Source organism: Buttiauxella sp. BIGb0471, assembly GCF_024807715.1.
GTDB classification, from domain to species: Bacteria; Pseudomonadota; Gammaproteobacteria; order Enterobacterales; family Enterobacteriaceae; genus Buttiauxella; species Buttiauxella agrestis.
Genome location: NZ_JANUEU010000003.1, coordinates 190,891 through 209,100, shown reverse-complemented (window position 1 = coordinate 209,100; position 18,210 = coordinate 190,891). Strand labels below are relative to the sequence as shown.

Here is an 18,210-nt window from a genome sequence, read left to right as displayed (position 1 = left end):
CGGTGGCCACCCTAAGTCGTTCACCGTTGATGGATCTATATAGGATCTGAGAACTTTCGGGTGAACGGAATATCACCATACCGCCATAGGTGCCCCCTCAAATGCCATAAATGGCAGCGGAACTCACATCCAAAATATGCTAAAAGTGCTCATCTGAGTTCGCCTCCCCGAGTTAACGAAAAAGGGTTATCTGCTTTATGTCTGACAATCTTATCGAGCGCATTTCCACCGCGTTAGAATCTGAATACACGCTTGAAGGACTTGTCCGACAGTTGCTTGAGATGCTCGAACTGGTGACTAATATGGAGTCCACTTACCTGACTCGTATTGAACCGGACGGCAGTTTTCAGCACATTCTTTTTGCCCGAAATACCCGCCAGATGCAGATTCCTGAAGGCCTTTCAGTGCCGTGGGGCGATACGCTTTGCAAGCGTGCAATGGATGAAGGCAAGCGTTACACCAGCGATGTGGCAAAAGTCTGGGGAGATTCGCAGGCGGCGAAAGCATTGGGGATCACGACGTATGTCAGCACCCCGGTGACGCTCGCAGATGGATCTTTATATGGCACGCTGTGCGCGGCCAGTTCGGAGCATCGCATTTTGACTGACCGCAGCGAGCAAGTGCTGCAACTCTTTGCGCAGCTGATTGCGCAGCAGATTCAGAATGAACAGCTTTTGCAGCAGTTACAGCAGGCCAATGCCGCGCTCACGACCGCCAGTTACACGGATGAGCTGACCGGTTTGCCCAACCGCCGCGCGGTGTTTGAACAGTTACCCAAACTCTTTTCTCAGGCCCGCGACGACGCCCGATTTGTGCTGCTGGCGTTTGCTGATCTGGATGATTTTAAAGAGATTAACGATATCCACGGCCATGAGGCTGGGGACGACTTCTTGTGTGAAATAGGCCAGCGTTTGCAAAAGGGAACGCGCCCTGACGAGATCATCGGACGCGTCGGCGGCGATGAATTTATCGTGGCGGGATTTGGGCCGTCAAATACTGACGAAGCACAACATGCTGCGCAGGCATTCAAAATTCGCCTCTCGAACTTGCTGACCGGCGAGTTTCAGCTACATTCCAGTGTGATTAATTATGCAGGCCCGAGTATCGGTGTCGTCGCGGTCAATCCGGCTGAGACTGACCACGATACGGCTTTGCGTGAAGCCGATACGGCGATGTATGTCGAAAAGGCGCATCGTCGGGGCTTTTAAACATTCCTGGTTAGCAGTCAAACGTTGCGGAGAAAACAATGAAAGATGTCGTCATCGTGGGAGCGGCACGCACGCCCATCGGCTGCTTTCAGGGGGCGCTTTCCCCGCGCAGCGCCTCGGAGCTGGGAAGTGCAGTAGTGAAAGCCTTGCTTGAACGCAGCGGTGTGAGCGAGCAGGAAGTCGATGAAGTTATTCTTGGGCAGGTTTTGACGGCAGGCGCCGGGCAAAATCCGGCGCGACAGACCGCACTGAACAGCGGTTTACCCTGGTCTGTTTCTGCCATCACCATCAATGACGTGTGCGGATCTGGCCTTAAAGCGCTGCATCTTGCGACCCAGGCCATTCAATGCGGCGAGGCTGATGTAGTGATTGCGGGCGGGCAGGAAAACATGAGCCGCGCGCCACATGTGTTAGCCGATAGCCGAAACGGCGCGGGGTTAGGCAATTCCCAACTCATCGACAGCCTGGTTCACGATGGCTTGTGGGACGCGTTCAATGATTACCACATGGGCGTCACCGCTGAAAATCTCGCTCGCGAATACGGTATTAGCCGTGAAAGCCAGGATGCTTACGCGCTGGCTTCACAACATAAAGCGCGGGCGGCAATAGATGCCGGGCGTTTTAAAGATGAAATCGTCCCGGTGGCGTTTGAGTCGAATAGCGGAAAACTGGTGATTGTTGATACTGACGAACAGCCACGTACCGATGCCAGTGCCGAAGCCCTGGCACAATTACGCCCAACCTTCGATATTCAGGGAAGCGTGACAGCAGGAAATGCCTCTTCAATTAATGACGGCGCCGCAGCGGTGTTAATGATGAGCGCCAGCAAAGCCGAAGAGCTGAATTTACCGGTTCTGGCACGCATTCGGGCTTTCGCCAGCGTTGGAGTGGATCCCGCCTATATGGGGATTGCGCCAGTGACGGCGACTCAGCGTTGCCTTGAGCGAGCAGGCTGGACGCTGGAAGAGCTTGATCTTATCGAAGCCAACGAAGCCTTTGCGGCCCAGGCGCTTTCAGTAGGTAAAATGCTGGAATGGGACGAGCGCAAAGTGAATGTTAACGGTGGTGCGCTAGCCCTGGGGCACCCAATCGGTGCGTCGGGCTGCCGAATTCTGGTGTCTCTGGTGCATGAAATGATCAAGCGAGACGCCAAAAAAGGACTGGCGACGTTGTGTATTGGCGGCGGGCAGGGTGTTGCCCTGGCAATTGAACGAGATTAACAGTACCCATCATTCTTAAAGCGCAAGCGTAGGTCGGATAAGCGCAGCGTCATCCGACAAAACTAACCAGCGTAAATTAAAGCCTTCCGTCAGGAAGGCTTTTTTCTTTTATATACATCACACTTTCACCCCTTTTTATTTAACTGCGTCACATATTTTTATTCATTTCTTAATTTTATTATTAAGAAATCCGGCGATTTAATTTTATTTAAGTCGGGTTGTATTGCTGTGTAAATAAACTTAAACATCGTTGAAATGCTTTTTTAAAAGTGTTTTTGGCACTTTTAATGTGATGCCTGTCGTCAAATGTCAGGCTTTGATGTTTGTTTTGTTGATAGTCGTCACGAATATTGCCATGTGTGTATTTTGACATAAACATTTACGATCCCGATCACTAAAATATTGTTCATTTAAAAATAAAATCCAGTTTCATAATAATGAAACGATATTTCAATGAGGGATTAGAAACATGTTGAAGAAAACTCTGGGTCTGGCAATGTTGATTGGTGCTTCTTTTGCAGCACAGGCTGTAACCGTCGACTTACGCCATGAATACATTGACGGTGGTAAGACGGATAAAACCAACGCTGACCGCGTCTCAGTTTCGCATCGTTTTGCAAATGGTTTTGGTTTCTCTGTTGAAGCGAAATGGAAATCAGGCGGTGATAATACCGATCAGCCATTTGCTGATTTCATCGGTAATGGACATGAAGAAGCGATTAGCTGGCAATGGAAAGCCAATAAAAACTTCTCGTTAACACCAGGTTTTAATATTGAAAGTAATGACAGTCGTACTATTTATAAGCCAAACTTGCGCGCACAATATAGCTTCGACAATGGTTTCTATGTCGCAGTCCGCTACCGTTATGACTACACCCGTTACCCGGCAAGCGCGAATAAAGAAGATGATAAAGTGAACCGTGGTGATGCGTGGGCTGGTTTTGTGATGGGTGACTGGCGTACAGAGCTGAACTACGTTTATGCGCGTAGTGAAGAAGGTAACGCACGTAATAATAACAAACCTTATTCTCAAGAATATAATGTGAAGTTAGCTTATAAACTGGATAAAAACTGGGCTCCATATGGTGAAGTCGGCAACGTCGGTGTGAATGACCGTGACGATCGCCAGACCCGTTTACGCGTCGGTGTGGCATACAGCTTCTAATAGTGCATTAATAACTTCATTCATTAATACCCTTTCAAACAGCCTCCGCCTTTGCGGGGGCTTTTTTATATCTTAATTATGTTGGGTGTTAATTGAAGTACAAATAATATAAAAAAGCCCTCTCTTTATGAGAGGGCAAGGCCTACACAGGGCACACTATATTTCTATCAGGCGGAAATTAATTCTGGGTTCGCAGGCATTTTTGCAATATACAGTGCCGGTTTACCGTCTTTATCTGAGCTAAACAATATTGCGCTGTCGTCAGGAGTAAATGAAGGATGTGGGTGCGTCACCTGGCGGCTATTAGCAAATGTCGCCCAGGAAGTATCGTGACGGGCAACGCGGAAATAAGCTTTCTTCGCCACGTCGAATGCATACAGATAAGGATCGTTATCGATGGTATAACCGCTGGTATCTTTAACATCGACTGGCGTGCCTGAGCCATCGCCTACCAGTAACGTACCGTCAAAGTTGCTCATCAAATGAGAACATGCAGGCATCTGCATCACTTCTTCGTTAATTCCGGTGTCCGGGTTGTAGCTATAAATAGTTCGGCCTTGCTGGCCTTTCAGATAAGAAACGTACATCAGCGATGAGCCGTTTGGTACCCAGAATTCATGGGTGCAGCTTTCGCCTTCGGCGTGTTCTTTAACTTTACGCACGTTGCTGCCGTCTTCGTTGACCATCCACATCCGCGCATCGACCAAATCATGCGGGCCTTCGTGGCAGAACGCGACAGTGTTGTCATCGAACGGGCGATAAATCGGGTGACCGAGCCAGTTTTTTTCCTGATGAATAACGGCGCTTTCGCCGGTTTGCAAATCAACGCGCAGTAAGCGGCAATTTGGGCCTTTGTGGAAGAAGTCATGGAAGATTTTCCAGTCGTTCAACGGAACCCAGTCGTCTTTGGAAATTTCGATACCGACTAATTTGGTGCAATCGCTGTTCGCCACCCAGGTGCCGTAACCCACCCAATCTTCCGGTACGCGATACACTTCGCGTTCTACCAGGGTTTCAAGATTGACTTCCAGTAGCGTGCGCTCGTTCTTCACATAATAGAGGGATTTGTCATCCGGAGAGAGGAAGCCACCAAACGTGTTGTCGCCCGTTCCTTCAGTCAGTTGCACCGCTTCGGCGGCTGCGATATCCAGCAGATAGTAGTTCCAGTTGCCGTCAAATTCACCAGCAAACAGGAGTTTACTGCCATCCTGAGTAAAGCATTTTTGATAGAAGTAATTACGATGACACGTTACTTCCGGTGGCGTTAAGCGGGTGACTTCGACGCCTGTGTCTGGGTCCTGGCTCACTTCATAAACCAGTTTAACCCGCATACCTTTAGCCATGATGCTCTCCTTTGAATAACAAACCGTATCCGGTGAAATTAATGCTCGAACTTACGGTGTTAATTTATCAAAACATTGTTTCAATATGTGTGATTGCATTCACTAAACGGTAACACCGTGAGCAATACTTCCAGCAGACTTATGGGTTTTTAGGAAATTGCAGGTGTAACCGTGATCGGAATATCAAATTTGAAAACTATCTCTCAAAAGTTGAAACATCGTTTCATTTATAATTGAAAAGAGGTTTCAACAAGATTAGTATTAGCTCATCAAAGATTACGGAACACTGTTTTTACCGTAAGTGATTTTATGAATGGCGCAGTTAGCGCAGACAAATTTTCCCCGAGATGCTTGCGCTAACAGCAAGCCCGTATAAAAAAGGAAACCTACATGATTTTGGATTCGTTCTCCCTGGAAGGTAAAGTTGCTGTTGTGACGGGTTGTGATACTGGCCTGGGCCAGGGTATGGCTATCGGTCTGGCAGAAGCGGGCTGTGACATCGTGGGTATCAACATTGTTGAGCCAACTGAAACCATCGAGCGCGTGACCGCGATGGGCCGTCGCTTCCTGAGCCTGACCGCTGACCTGCGTCAGATTGATGGTATTCCGTCTCTGCTGGAGCGTGCGGTTGCTGAGTTCGGCCAAATCGACATCCTGGTGAACAACGCGGGTCTGATTCGTCGCGAAGACGCTATCAACTTCAGCGAAAAAGACTGGGACGACGTGATGAACCTGAACATCAAGAGCGTGTTCTTTATGTCTCAGGCTGTGGCTCGCCAGTTCATTGCTCAGGGCAAAGGCGGCAAAATCATCAACATCGCTTCTATGCTTTCTTACCAGGGCGGTATCCGCGTTCCTTCTTACACCGCATCTAAGAGCGCGGTGATGGGCGTGACCCGTCTGCTGGCGAACGAGTGGGCGCAACACGGTATCAACGTGAACGCTATCGCCCCGGGTTATATGGCGACCAACAATACTCAGCAACTGCGTGCTGACGAAGAGCGTAGCGCGGCAATCCTTGAGCGTATCCCAGCGGGTCGTTGGGGTCTGCCAGAAGATCTGAAAGGTCCAATCGTGTTCCTGGCATCAACCGCTTCTGATTACATCAACGGTTACACCGTTGCGGTTGATGGCGGCTGGTTAGCGCGTTAATTTAGGATTGATGTAAACGGTGGATGGCGCTGGCGCTTATCCACCCTACAAAATCCAATTCTTTCGGTAGGTCGGGCAAGCGTAGCGCTCCCGACAAACGGAAACGAAATAGAAACCTCCTGAAATCAGGAGGTTTTTTTATATCTATACCCTCGCTAAATACAGCGCAGGCATGCCTTCTTCGTCAGAGGTGTAGAGCACCCATTGGTTATCCGGGCTAAACGACGGATGTGGATGTGTCACCTGGCGGTCACCATCCAACACTTTCCAGGAGGTGTTGTGGCTACAAACCGCTTTCTGCGTTCCTTTCTTAAGATCGAATACCCAAATGAAGGGATCGTTAAGATCGATATTTCCCGTTTTATGCGGTGCGCCGTCACCGACAACCAGCGAGCCGTCGTGGTTGCTCATTAAATGTGAGCATGGCGGAATGGTACGCAGTTGACGATTCTCCAGCGTTTGCGGGTCGGCGCTGCATAAATAGCGGTGCGCATCGCCTTCTTTATGCGCGACGTAATAGAGAGCAGACCCGTCCGGTACCCAGAATTCATGAGTAAAACTCTCACCTTCCTGATGCTGGCGAACTTTGCGCAGATTGCTGCCATCCTGGTTAATGAGCCACATGCGGGCATCGATTGCATCACGCGGGCCTTCGTGGCAAAACGCGACGGTATCGTCGTCGAACGGACGGTAAATCGGATGGCCCAGCCAGCGTTTTTCTTGCAGGATGACTTGCTGCTCGCCGCTGTTTAAATCAATACGAATCAAACGGCATTCCGGATTCGTGAAATAGAAATCACGGAATTTTTGCCAGGTGGTGAGCGGTGACCAGTCGCTCTTTTTGATTTCAATCCCCACCAGTTGGCTGCAATCAGAATTCGCCACCCAAGTGCCGTAAGCCACCCATTCGTCATCGACTTCATACACGACGTATTCTTCGAGCGACTCCAGATCGACGCGGCGTAGTTGGCGGGTATTTTTCACATACCAGAGTGAGCGGTCGTCAGCCGACAAAAATCCGCCGAAGGTGTTGTCGCCTTCGCCTTCCGTTAGCTGCGTGGCAATTTGCTTATCTAAATCCAGCGCATAATAATTCCAGTGCCCTTCGAACGCGCCGCCGAAAATCAGCCGCTGCCCGTCGTGACTAAAACATTTTTGATAGAAATAATTGCGATGACAAATGATGTGCGGGGGCGTTAAACGAAGCACTTCCGTACCGGTTTCCTTGTCGCGTCGGGCGCGGAAGGAAAGTTGAATTTTCTTACCTTTAGCCATAACGATTCTCCTGAGAAATCTAAAAAAAATGCCCCGCCACGCGATGAAACGGGCAGGGCATGAATTTCAATACTTAGGCTGAATAATTAGCGCATTGCGCGTTTCAGAATACGATTACCCTGGCGTTCAAATTCTGCTGCCGTTTCTTCTACGGATTTCTGGCCATAGTCGATGTACTGCAAAGAAGTCCCGAACAGGGAAACAATCTGCGGATCGTCAAAGTATGGCGATGTCGACAGTTTGTTTGGCAGCGATTGTGCCAGTTTCAGGCCCGCAACCGCCGGGTCGTTATCTTTGATCACGCCATCGGCCGTTAATTGTGTCACCGCCGCTTTACTCAACGGTACGCCACGCTCCAGACCCAGCGCTTCAACGCCTGCTTTTTCGTTCAGCAGGAAGTTGATCAGCATCGCGGCTTCTTTTGGATGCTTAGTCGTTTTGCTGATTGAGAACATCTGCGCAGGTTTGAAGAACAGACCGGCATCCGTTGCACCTGGCAGCATTGGGTAAGAACCCAGCTCAAGTTTTGCTGGTGGTTTCAGGTTGTCGGAATACTTGTTAATGGTGGAGTTCCACATGTAAGTCCCCGCCCATTCGCCTTCAATCCACGGCTTCATTTCGTACATGTTGCTCTTACCAAATGACGCATAGTATTTGGTGTCAGGCATCACGTGGCTATCAATGAGTTTTTTGTACATGCCAAAGAACTCGACCCACTGCTCTTTGCTGTAGCCAAACTGCTTTTTCGCCGTGTCGATTTCAGGAATGTTGTATTTCTGGACCATGTAAGAGCGCAGCAGAGAAAGCGTATCCTGGTGTTCTAACACCACCGGGAAGTACTGTTTTCCCAGTTTGCTTTCAAAGGTTTTGCCCGCTGCCATCAACTCCTCCCAGGTTTTAGGGTATGAGATGCCAGCCTTTTTCCAGGTTTCGTCGTTGAAATAGAACACGCGCGCGGTCACGGAAATTGGGATACCGTTCAGCTTGCCGTCAACCGTGGTGGATTGCAGTTCTTTCGGATCAAATTGCGCCAGATCCAACTCGCCCTTCACGGTATTCAGGTCGTAGAAGCCGGTGCCGGTTTTAGAGAAAATCGGCAGCCAGTTCCAGTTCGTTTGCATTACGTCCGGCTCAGTGCCGCCCGCGATTTGCGTAGTCAGACGGGACAAGTGGCCGTCCCAACCGGTGTATTCCGACTTCACTTTAATATTCGGATGTTGTTTCTGGAACTCTTCCACCGCTTTCAGTGTGACCTGATGGCGGCCATTACCGCCCCACCAGGACATACGTAAATCCACATCATCTGCCGCGAATGCAGAGCCGGCAGCCATTGCTAAGGTAGAGGTAATCAGGGTACTTAACAGCACTTTTTTCATTATCATAGACTCCTGTCAGAGTGAGATGTTTTGTTCTGTTTTAGCGTCGAAAATATGACATTTTTCCATGTCAAACTTGAAATACACCTTGCGGTGAAGGCCTTTCTCAATCATTGGCTTAGCTTCATCGGAAGGGATGCGGCAGGTCATTTCAAAATCAGCTACTTTCAGGTAGATGAAGAATTCGTGGCCCATATTCTCTACACGCACCATTTCACCGCTTGAATGGCTTTCAGCGAACGGTTCATCAGAGATTGAAATAAACTCAGGACGGATACCGAAGAAAATGTCCTGATCTTTGTACTGCGCACAGCGCGATTGCTGACGCTCGTTCAATGCCAACGTATCGTTGCCGACGCTAATTTGCAGACGGCCATCTTTCTCGATCAGTTTGCTCGGGCGAATGTTCATTTCTGGCGCACCGATAAAGCCCGCCACGAACATATTTTTTGGGAAGTGATAGAGGTTATCTGGCGTATCCACCTGCATGATGTGGCCCAGTTTCATCACGCAGATACGGTCGCCCATGGTCATCGCTTCGGTCTGATCGTGGGTAACGTAAACGGTGGTCGCGGGTTTGCCGCTCTTCTTGAGCTGTTTGTGCAGGTCGGAGATACGAATACGCATCGACGCGCGCAGCTTGGCATCAAGGTTGGATAACGGTTCGTCAAATAAGAATACATCCGGTTTTTTCACAATCGCACGGCCTACGGCCACACGTTGTGCCTGGCCGCCAGAAAGCTGACGCGGCAGGCGGTCCATCAGCTCATCCAGCTCAAGGATTTTCGCTGCTTCATTCACCTGGGACTCTATTTGCTGTTTTGGCAGCTTGCTCAGTTTCAGGCCGAACGCCAGGTTTTCGCGCACCGTCATGTGAGGATAGAGCGCGTAGTTCTGGAACACCATCGCGATACCGCGAGATTTAGGGGCCAGATTGTTCACCACGCGGTCGCCGATTCTGACTTCACCGCCGCTGATGGTTTCAAGACCCGCCAGCATACGCAGGGTGGTTGATTTCGCGCAGCCAGATGGGCCGACGATAACCATAAACTCACCGTCTTCAATTTTCAGGTCGATACCATGAACCGCCTGGAAGCCGTTGGAGTAAACTTTTTGCAATTTGTTGAAAATAACTTCAGCCATGATATTCCCTCACTTAACCTTTAATTCCGCTGCTGGTCACGCCTTGTACGAAGTAGCGTTGAGCCAGGAAGAAGATGATGATCGATGGCAGAATGGAGATGCTCGCCATTGCCAGAATTTCGTTCCATGGAGCGCCTTCAGTCACGTCGATAGACATTTTGAGCGCCAGTGCAATTGGGTATTTGTCTACGCTGTACACATAAATCAGCGGCCCGATAAAGTCGTTCATTGACCACATGAACTGGAACAGGGCGACAGAGATAATGGCCGGTTTCAGAATCGGCACTACCACATACCACAGCACCTGGAAGGAGTTACAGCCGTCAATTTGCGCGGCTTCTTCCATATCACGTGGCACGCCACGCAGGAACTGGATCAACATGAAGACAAAGAATCCCTGGGTTGCGAATGCCATTGGCAGCCACAGCGGCAGATAGCTATTCAACATGCCCATTTCACGGAACATCAGGTATTGCGGGATTAACAGCACGGTGCTTGGCAGCAGCATGGTGGTAATCAACGTTGCGAACCAAAACTTCTTAAACGGGATATCAAAACGGGCGAAGCCGTAAGCGACAATCGTTGAAGAGATAATGGTCAGCAGCACTTTGGGAATCACATACTGCATGGTGTTCCACATGTAGTGGCCAAAGGTGTACTCAGTACCGGTTTTCCAGCCGTTGACGAAGCCGTCGCTGGTTGGGTTTGACGGCCACAGACCGAGCGTGGTGAAGATCTCATGGTTCGGTTTAAACGCCGCAGAGAACATCCACACCAACGGGTAGAGCATCAACAGACCGACAATAATCAGCACGATATAACGGATGGTGCGGCTGATTTTTTCACGGCGCAAAGTACGCGCAATCTCTTCTTCTGCAAGGTCCGTCGCATTTTTAGCCGCTAGCTGGCTTGGTTGGATATCAGCCATTTTTGCCTCCCTTATCTGCGGAGTAGAACACCCAGTATTTCGATGACTTAAAGGCGATGGAGGCAAAGACCGCCACGACCAGGAACAGTACCCACGCCAGTGCTGCGCCATAACCCATATCGAAGTATTTGAACGCTGTGTCGTAGATATAGAGCGAGAATAAGTAGGTGTAGTGAGTCGGGCCGCCGCCGGTGATGATGTACGGTGCGGTAAACTCCTGGAACGCCTGCGTGGTCTGCATGATGAAGTTGAAGAAGATGACTGGCGTAATCAAAGGCACGGTCACTTTCATGAACATCTGCCATTTAGACGCACCGTCGATCATCGCGGCTTCATACTGTGATTGCGGAACGTTTTGCAGTGCCGCCAGGAATATAACCATCGCAGAACCGAACTGCCAGACACGCAGCAACGTAACGGACATCAGCGCCAGCGAAGGTTCACCCAGCCAGTTCACCGGGTCCAGACCGAACACACCAATAAAGCTGTTCAGCAGGCCGTCGATAGCAAACAGTGCGCGCCACAAAACTGCGATGGCGACAGAGCTACCCAGAATTGACGGAATGTAATACGCAGTACGGAAGAAGCCGATGCCGCGCAGTTTAAAGTTCAGAACAAATGCGATGCCGAGTGCGAATGCGAGTTTTAGCGGAATGGTTAAAAACACATACGCAAAAGTCACACCCATGGATTTCCAGAAGAGCGAATCTTCGGTCAACATGTAGCGATAGTTCTCGATACCGTTAAATACCGGCGGGTTCATCAAATCGTACTCAGTAAAACTGAGGAAGAAAGATGAAACAAACGGGAAGGCAGTAAAGACTAACAACCCTATTATGTAGGGGGAAATCCATGCCAATCCCAGCATTCTGTTTTCATTCATACATATTCATTCCCTGGTAATTGATTGATATTAAAATATTAAATCACCGTTACAGTTGCTCATCATCCATATCGTTTTATAGATTTCATAAACATCCGAACCATGGTTCCTGATTTGTAAAACAGCGTTTTAAATAATCTTATTACGATTTGTAACTGAGTCATTCGATTAATAGCGGAAATGTGATCAAAGTCGAAACGCTGTTTCGATTGTTTGATGTGTGTGGCGTTTTTGGGGCGATGGGTAAAACTTAAAGTTGAAAAAATGATGATAAAGACAGAATTGAATGATCGTACGAACTCTTATGGATAGCGATGATTAAGCCGATGTCAGTTATTAGCTTTTGAATTTATTTTCATACGAATCAATGTGTTGGTGTCTACGTTAAAGATGGGAAATTCTAATTTATTTCAGTGTGGAAAAATAACGGAATGGAAATTTAACTTAGTGTGGAATAAAGCTCTTGTCACTCAGACCAAAATTAATCTGTATCTGCTTTTAAGCAATGCCGTCAGCTTTGTCACTACATATATTAATGTCACAAATGAATGAGCGGCTCCCGACCCTGGAGCGACTCATTCATTGGAGGATTACTTCAGAAAATCTTCGCGCATTGGGGTGAAGGTATCAAGCAAAGTACCCGCTTGCAGGCAAACGCAGCCGTGCATCACATGCGGTTCTTTATACAGTGTGTCGCCCGCGGTAACGCGATGAGTTTCTTCGCCAATGGTGAATTCAAATTCACCTGACAGCACATAAGTCAGTTGTTCATGCGGGTGGTTGTGCATCGGGCCGATAGCGCCTTTTTCAAAATTAACCTGTACCGCCATCATTTTACCGTCATGCGCCAGAATACGGCGGCTCACGCCCGCACCTAAATCTTCCAGTTGAGTATCTTTAATAAAGGTGAACATTTCTCGATCCTTAGTTATGTGAAACATTGTTTCATTTAAATAATCGTATCCTGAAAAGTTCAATTGCGATAGTTCACCCCCGTGTTTTGTAAGGCCGATCACGCTTTCACGTTTTGTCGTCTCTCTGATATAACCAATGGAATAAATACGAACAGGTGAAACGTGATGAAAACAATTGGCTTGCTGGGAGGGATGAGTTGGGAATCGACTATCCCTTATTATCGTCTGATTAATGAAGGAGTTAAAAACCGTTTAGGGGGCTTACACTCCGCAAAGATCGTGCTGCACAGCGTGGATTTTCATGAAATCGAAGCCTGCCAGGCCAGTGGTGAATGGGATCGGGCGGGGGATATGCTGGCGCAAGCGGCACTGGGCCTGCAAAAAGCGGGTGCCGAAGGCATCGTGCTGTGTACCAACACCATGCACAAGGTGGCGCATCATATTGAATCACAGTGCGATCTGCCATTTTTACATATCGCAGATGCGACCGGCCGTGCCATTACGGCACAAGGCGTGAATCGGGTTGCGCTACTCGGCACGAAATACACCATGGAGCAGGATTTCTACCGTGGTCGCCTGACGACTGAGTTTGGTATCGAATCCTTAATCCCTGATGAACCGCAGCGTTTGCGCATTAACCAGATAATTTTTGAAGAGCTGTGCCTGGGCAAAATCGCCGCCGAGTCGAAGCAGTATTATCAGCAAGTTATTACCCAACTTCAGGAACAAGGCGCGCAGGGCGTGATTTTCGGTTGCACTGAAATCGGCTTGTTGCTTAATCAACAAGATTGCCCGCTCCCGGTATTCGATACCGCGGCTATTCACGCCGCTGATGCGGTCAATTTCATGTTGGCTGAGTAATATTTTTTTAGTTCATATTTCAAGTAATCTGGCGGCTGAGTTCACTCTCCCGCCTTTTGTTATTTCTGCAATCTGGAGTCAATCCCATGCCTGTTTCCTTACTCGCGCTGGCGATGAGTGCGTTTGCCATCGGCACGACGGAGTTCGTTATTATGGGTCTGTTGCCCGACGTAGCAGGGGATCTGTCGATTTCTATTCCTGCGGCGGGATGGCTGATTAGTGGCTATGCGCTTGGCGTGGCAATTGGCGCACCGATCATGGCGCTGCTCACGGCAAAATTACCGCGCAAACTCTCACTCATCTTGCTGATGGTGATTTTCATCGTCGGTAACATTCTGTGCGCGCTGGCGCTGAATTATCACTTCCTGATGCTGGCTCGTATTATTACCGCCCTGTGTCACGGTGCTTTCTTCGGCATCGGCGCAGTTGTGGCAGCAAGCCTGGTGGCACCTAATCGCAAAGCCTCGGCAGTGGCACTGATGTTCACAGGTCTGACGTTGGCCAACGTGCTGGGCGTGCCGATTGGCACCTGGTTTGGGCAATTGTACGGCTGGCGCTCGACGTTCTGGGGCGTGGCAATCATTGGCGTGGTGGCGTTTATTGCGCTGATTGTCAGTTTGCCATCGCAAAAAGAGGAAACTCCGCCAAACCTGAAACGCGAAGTCAGCGCGCTGGCGAATGGCAAACTGTGGCTTTCACTGGCAATGACGGTCTTTTTTGCCGCCGCGATGTTTGCTCTGTTTAGTTACATTGCGCCAATGCTATTGCAGGTGACGGGCGTGACCCATCAGGGTGTAAGCTGGACGCTTTTCCTGATAGGAGCGGGTCTGACGGTGGGAAATATTTTGGGCGGGCGCCTGGCCGACTGGAAAGTTTCTTTCAGTTTGATCCTGAGTTTCAGCCTGATTGCTATTTTCTCGCTGCTGTTCCGCTGGACCAGCCACGGCCTGTGGCTGGCTGAAATTACGCTGTTTCTCTGGGCGATGGCGGCATTTGCGACGGTTCCCGCGCTGCAAATCAACGTGGTTCTGCACGGCAAAGATGCGCCAAATTTAGTTTCGACGCTTAATATTGCCGCATTTAACGTCGGCAACGCATTAGGTGCCTGGGTTGGCGGCTCTGTTATTGCGCACGGTTTCGGACTGACGGCGGTTCCGGTCGCGGCAGCAGGGCTTGCGGCGATTGGCCTGGCTATCTGCTTGATTAATTTCAGCAATGGCACCGGGCATCAGCACCCGGCGACAGAGCATTAAATCAGGCATCCAGCAGCGCATTTAGCGGCTCGATATAAACCCGCATATTGGTTTGTAAGTGCTCGCTAAAAGCGCTAACCAGCGCGGAAGCAGGGCGGTGCAGGGGGCGAATCAGGCTCACGGTAAACGGCACCGCCACGCTAAAGCGCCGCGCAACAACGCCGCTTGAGGCGTAATCCAGAGCCGTCAACGGATTGACGACCGACACGCCCACTCCGGCCCGCACCATCGCACAAACCGAGGCTGCGCTGTGTGTTTCCATCACCATGCGCCGCTTGACGTCGTGCTCCTGAAACAGTGAATCCAGCAACTGGCGATAGCTGTCGGTGCGCGAAAGGCTGATGTAGTTTTCCCCGGCAAAATCTTGCGGCGTGAGTATTTTTTTATGGGCGAGAGGATGGCTTGCGGGCAACACGCAGACTTCGTTGAGCGTCAGCAACGTCTGGCGTTCGGTTCCGGCGGGCGTCACGGTATTTTCGGTCAACCCTAAATCGTGGCGCTGGGCAGAAAGCCACTCTTCTAACAGCGGTGATTCTTGCGGCACGATATTGAGACTCAACTCAGGGTAACGCGCCAGAAACGGCTGCACTAACACCGGCAGAAAAGATTGTGAAAACACCGGCAGGCAGGCAATGGACAACTCGCCCTGGCGGAATTCACGCAGACTTTCGGCGGCATTCAGAATTCTGTCCAGGCCATACCAGGATCGCTGCACTTCTTCAAACAAGCGTAAGCCCTGCACGGTGGGATGTAACCGCCCGCGGCTACGTTCAAATAATTGCAGGCCAATCAGCTTTTCAAACCGCGCCAGCTCGCGGCTGACGGTCGGCTGCGACGTATGCAGCAGCCCTGCAGCTTCAGTCAGATTGCCGGCGGTCATCACCGCGTGGAAAATTTCGATATGGCGTAAGGTTATTGAGGGCATAACGTTCTCCTGTTTCCATATCAGTTTTGCATAGACTCGAGAGAAATCGATATTTTTTCTTCACTTCGCGGTATGGCGTAATACAAAAAAATGAAATGTTGCCGGAGCCACCATGCCACGCCCACTCAATAACACCGATACCGCGCTGAATGCGCAAAACCTGCTGGCATTGCCCGCGGAATTTGGCTGCCCGGTCTGGGTTTATGATGCTGAGATTATTCGCCAGCAGATTGCCCAATTGCGCCAGTTTGATGTGATTCGTTTTGCGCAAAAAGCGTGTTCTAACATTCACATTCTGCGTCTGATGCGCGAGCAGGGCGTGAAAGTGGATTCGGTTTCAGAGGGGGAAATTGTCCGTGCTTTGGCGGCGGGCTATAACCCGGTTGAAAACAAAGACGATATCGTATTCACCGCCGATATGATTGACCCATCGACGCTGGCGCTGGTGGCTGAACAGCAGATTCCGGTGAACGCGGGTTCTGTCGACATGCTGCAACAGCTTGGTGAAGTGTCGCCCGGCCATCGCGTCTGGCTGCGCGTTAATCCTGGTTTCGGTCACGGCCACAGCCAGAAAACCAACACCGGGGGTGAAAATAGTAAACACGGCATCTGGCATGCAGATTTGCCGCAGGCGTTAGAAGTTATCCAGCGCTACAAACTGCAGCTGGTGGGCATTCATATGCACATTGGTTCCGGCGTGGATTATGGTCATCTCGAACGCGTTTGTGGCGCGATGGTGCAGCAGGTGATTGATTTTGGTCAGGATCTGGAAGCGATCTCCGCAGGTGGTGGTTTGTCCGTTCCGTATCGTGAAGGTGAAGAAACCATCGACACTAATCACTATTACGGCCTGTGGAATGCGGCGCGTGAGAAAATCGCCCAGCGTCTGGGACACCCGGTGAAACTGGAAATCGAACCGGGCCGTTTCCTGGTGGCAGAATCCGGCGTTCTGGTGGCGCAGGTGCGCTCGGTTAAAAATATGGGTTCGCGCCACTTCGTGCTGATTGACGCCGGGTTTAACGATTTGATGCGTCCGTCGATGTACGGCAGCTATCACCATATTTCCGCTCTGGCAGGGGACGGACGTGAACTCGCCGCACTCCCGCAGGTAGAAACTGTAGTAGCCGGGCCGCTGTGTGAATCGGGTGATGTGTTTACCCAGCTCGAAGGCGGCAAAGTGGAAACGCGTGCGCTGCCGCCAGTGCAAGTCGGTGATTATTTAGTGCTGCACGACACCGGCGCGTATGGTGCTTCGATGTCTTCCAATTACAACAGCCGCCCGTTATTGCCTGAAGTGTTATTTGATAATGGCGCGGCGCGACAGATTCGTCGCCGTCAGACCATTCAGGAATTGCTGGCATTGGAAATGTAATACGGACCTGGGCCGACTGACTCGCGTAACACCAGTTTGCCGACAAACGGCGGGATAGCTTTAAGCGGCTCGCCGTTTGCCAGTTTTATCGCCTGATCGATTGCCGTGGTGATCATGCTGTCGATAGGCAGATAAACGCTGGATAGTGCGGGTTCGAGCCACTGCGCGCTCGGCGCATCATCAAAACCAAACAACGAAATATCCTGCGGAATCCGCACTCCAGCCTGATGCAGCGCCTTTGAAGCGCCCAGCGCCATATCATCGTTACAGGCAAACAGGGCGCTAAATGGCACCTGGCTTTCCAGTAATTCCTGACACAATTTATGGCCAAGCACCATGCTTGAATCGCCATATTTCACTCGGTCTTCGTTAAAAGCGATGCCATGTTTTTGCAATGCTTTTCTGTAACCCATCAGACGTGCCTGGCCGGTTGGCGTCGAAATGGGCACGGTAATGCAGGCGATATCTCGATGGCCTTGCTCAATGAGATAATCGGTCGCCTGAAACGCAGCATCTTGCTGTTCAAAGAAAACGCAGCGATCGCGCGCCTGGCTAACATCGCGGTTAATCACGACCAGCGGGACTTTGATGCTATTCATTAGCGACAATAAAGTCCGCTCGTTCATAAAGCGGGTGTACAGCACGATGGCATCGCAATGGCGATCGACCAGCATTTGCACGGCTTCCAGCTCTTTTTGCGGCGTATCGTGTCCATCGGTGACAATCAATTGCTTGCCCCAGACTTCCGTCTGTCGTGAGGCTTGTTGCAACAGGCGGCCAAAGTAGAACCCGTCAAAAGTCGACACCACCAAACCGACGCTATTACTGCTACGGTTCGCCAGCGATCGCGCCAGAAAATTAGGGCGATAGCCCAACTCTTCCATGGCGGTAAACACCTGCTCGCGGGTGCTCTCTTTAACTTGCCCAATTCCGTTAAGCACGCGTGATACCGTTGCTTTGGAAACGCCTGCGCGTAGCGCGACATCCAGCATTGTTACCATCAATTCATTCCTGATTAAGACGCTTGCCGCGTGGTCGCATAATGGCGCTAGTTTATCACGCTGTGATGATGAAACATGGCGCTAACAGCAATTGTCGTGCCGGATCACGCTTTTGAATGATTCAGGCAACTTATATTTATTTGGTATACCAGATTATCCATATTGGAATTCCAATGTAACAATGTGGGACG

General features: G+C 50.2%; 16 protein-coding genes. 7 read left to right on the top strand and 9 right to left on the bottom strand.

Translation table 11 applies throughout. The features are described from left to right. Nucleotides 1–197 precede the first annotated feature (197 nt). From M2371_RS11775 to M2371_RS11765, 3 genes are all read left to right on the top strand, one after another. A complete protein-coding gene (locus M2371_RS11775; protein WP_172893338.1) occupies nt 198–1,208 on the top strand; it encodes a sensor domain-containing diguanylate cyclase in 1,011 nt (336 codons plus the stop codon). Nucleotides 1,209–1,246: 38 nt separating this feature from the next. Continuing rightward, a complete protein-coding gene (locus M2371_RS11770) occupies nt 1,247–2,428 on the top strand; it encodes an acetyl-CoA C-acetyltransferase (RefSeq protein ID WP_034498126.1) in 1,182 nt (393 codons plus the stop codon). 469 nt (nt 2,429–2,897) lie between these two features. Beyond that, nucleotides 2,898–3,593: an oligogalacturonate-specific porin KdgM family protein gene (locus M2371_RS11765; protein WP_034498124.1), complete on the top strand. Its 696-nt coding sequence runs from the start codon at nt 2,898–2,900 to the stop codon at nt 3,591–3,593. Between the two features lie 167 nt (nt 3,594–3,760). Here M2371_RS11765 and M2371_RS11760 read toward each other — a convergent pair whose 3' ends face one another. After that, entirely contained in the window at nt 3,761–4,936 is a 1,176-nt protein-coding gene (locus M2371_RS11760; RefSeq protein ID WP_172893339.1) for an oligogalacturonate lyase family protein, read from the bottom strand. Between the two features lie 390 nt (nt 4,937–5,326). Between M2371_RS11760 and kduD the strand changes: the two genes are divergently transcribed. Beyond that, complete coding sequence (gene kduD, locus M2371_RS11755; RefSeq protein ID WP_034498120.1) at nt 5,327–6,088, top strand: 2-dehydro-3-deoxy-D-gluconate 5-dehydrogenase KduD; 762 nt, start codon at nt 5,327–5,329, stop codon at nt 6,086–6,088. A 144-nt stretch (nt 6,089–6,232) separates the two neighbouring features. Here the strand turns inward: kduD and M2371_RS11750 are convergent, their stop codons facing one another. From M2371_RS11750 to M2371_RS11725, 6 genes are all read right to left on the bottom strand, one after another. After that, nucleotides 6,233–7,363 carry an oligogalacturonate lyase family protein gene (locus tag M2371_RS11750; RefSeq protein ID WP_259267782.1) on the bottom strand — a complete coding sequence of 377 codons (1,131 nt, stop codon included), beginning with the start codon at nt 7,361–7,363 and terminating at the stop codon, nt 6,233–6,235. An 86-nt stretch (nt 7,364–7,449) separates the two neighbouring features. Further along, a complete protein-coding gene (locus tag M2371_RS11745) occupies nt 7,450–8,739 on the bottom strand; it encodes an ABC transporter substrate-binding protein (protein WP_172893342.1) in 1,290 nt (429 codons plus the stop codon). Between the two features lie 15 nt (nt 8,740–8,754). Next, nucleotides 8,755–9,882 (bottom strand): ABC transporter ATP-binding protein, encoded by a 1,128-nt coding sequence (locus M2371_RS11740; RefSeq protein WP_172893343.1) that lies wholly within the window; start codon nt 9,880–9,882, stop codon nt 8,755–8,757. A 13-nt stretch (nt 9,883–9,895) separates the two neighbouring features. Continuing rightward, complete coding sequence (locus M2371_RS11735) at nt 9,896–10,810, bottom strand: carbohydrate ABC transporter permease (protein ID WP_172893344.1); 915 nt, start codon at nt 10,808–10,810, stop codon at nt 9,896–9,898. Then, a complete protein-coding gene (locus tag M2371_RS11730) occupies nt 10,803–11,693 on the bottom strand; it encodes a carbohydrate ABC transporter permease (protein ID WP_034498111.1) in 891 nt (296 codons plus the stop codon). The genes M2371_RS11735 and M2371_RS11730 overlap by 8 nt, the downstream gene beginning before the upstream one ends. 590 nt (nt 11,694–12,283) lie before the next feature. Beyond that, nucleotides 12,284–12,607, bottom strand: a complete 324-nt coding sequence (locus M2371_RS11725) for a cupin domain-containing protein (protein ID WP_172893346.1) — start codon at nt 12,605–12,607, stop codon at nt 12,284–12,286. A 165-nt stretch (nt 12,608–12,772) separates the two neighbouring features. Between M2371_RS11725 and M2371_RS11720 the strand changes: the two genes are divergently transcribed. Together M2371_RS11720 and M2371_RS11715 are read left to right on the top strand one after the other, a co-directional pair. Next, nucleotides 12,773–13,468: an aspartate/glutamate racemase gene (locus tag M2371_RS11720; RefSeq protein ID WP_259267781.1), complete on the top strand. Its 696-nt coding sequence runs from the start codon at nt 12,773–12,775 to the stop codon at nt 13,466–13,468. An 86-nt stretch (nt 13,469–13,554) separates the two neighbouring features. Next, nucleotides 13,555–14,721, top strand: coding sequence for an MFS transporter (locus M2371_RS11715; protein ID WP_172893348.1), 1,167 nt, complete (start codon nt 13,555–13,557; stop codon nt 14,719–14,721). Between the two features lies 1 nt (nt 14,722). Here the strand turns inward: M2371_RS11715 and M2371_RS11710 are convergent, their stop codons facing one another. Beyond that, the gene (locus tag M2371_RS11710) at nt 14,723–15,646 is read right to left on the bottom strand and encodes a LysR family transcriptional regulator (RefSeq protein WP_172893349.1); all 924 of its coding nucleotides are present in this window, start codon (nt 15,644–15,646) and stop codon (nt 14,723–14,725) included. A gap of 112 nt (nt 15,647–15,758) precedes the next feature. On the opposite strand from M2371_RS11710, the gene lysA reads away from it, so the two are divergent. Beyond that, on the top strand, nt 15,759–17,018 hold the full coding sequence (gene lysA / locus M2371_RS11705) for a diaminopimelate decarboxylase (protein WP_259267780.1): 1,260 nt from the start codon (nt 15,759–15,761) through the stop codon (nt 17,016–17,018). Here lysA and M2371_RS11700 read toward each other — a convergent pair. Continuing rightward, nucleotides 16,991–18,019: a LacI family DNA-binding transcriptional regulator gene (locus M2371_RS11700; RefSeq protein ID WP_034498097.1), complete on the bottom strand. Its 1,029-nt coding sequence runs from the start codon at nt 18,017–18,019 to the stop codon at nt 16,991–16,993. The genes lysA and M2371_RS11700 overlap by 28 nt on opposite strands. Between the last annotated feature and the right edge of the window lie 191 nt (nt 18,020–18,210).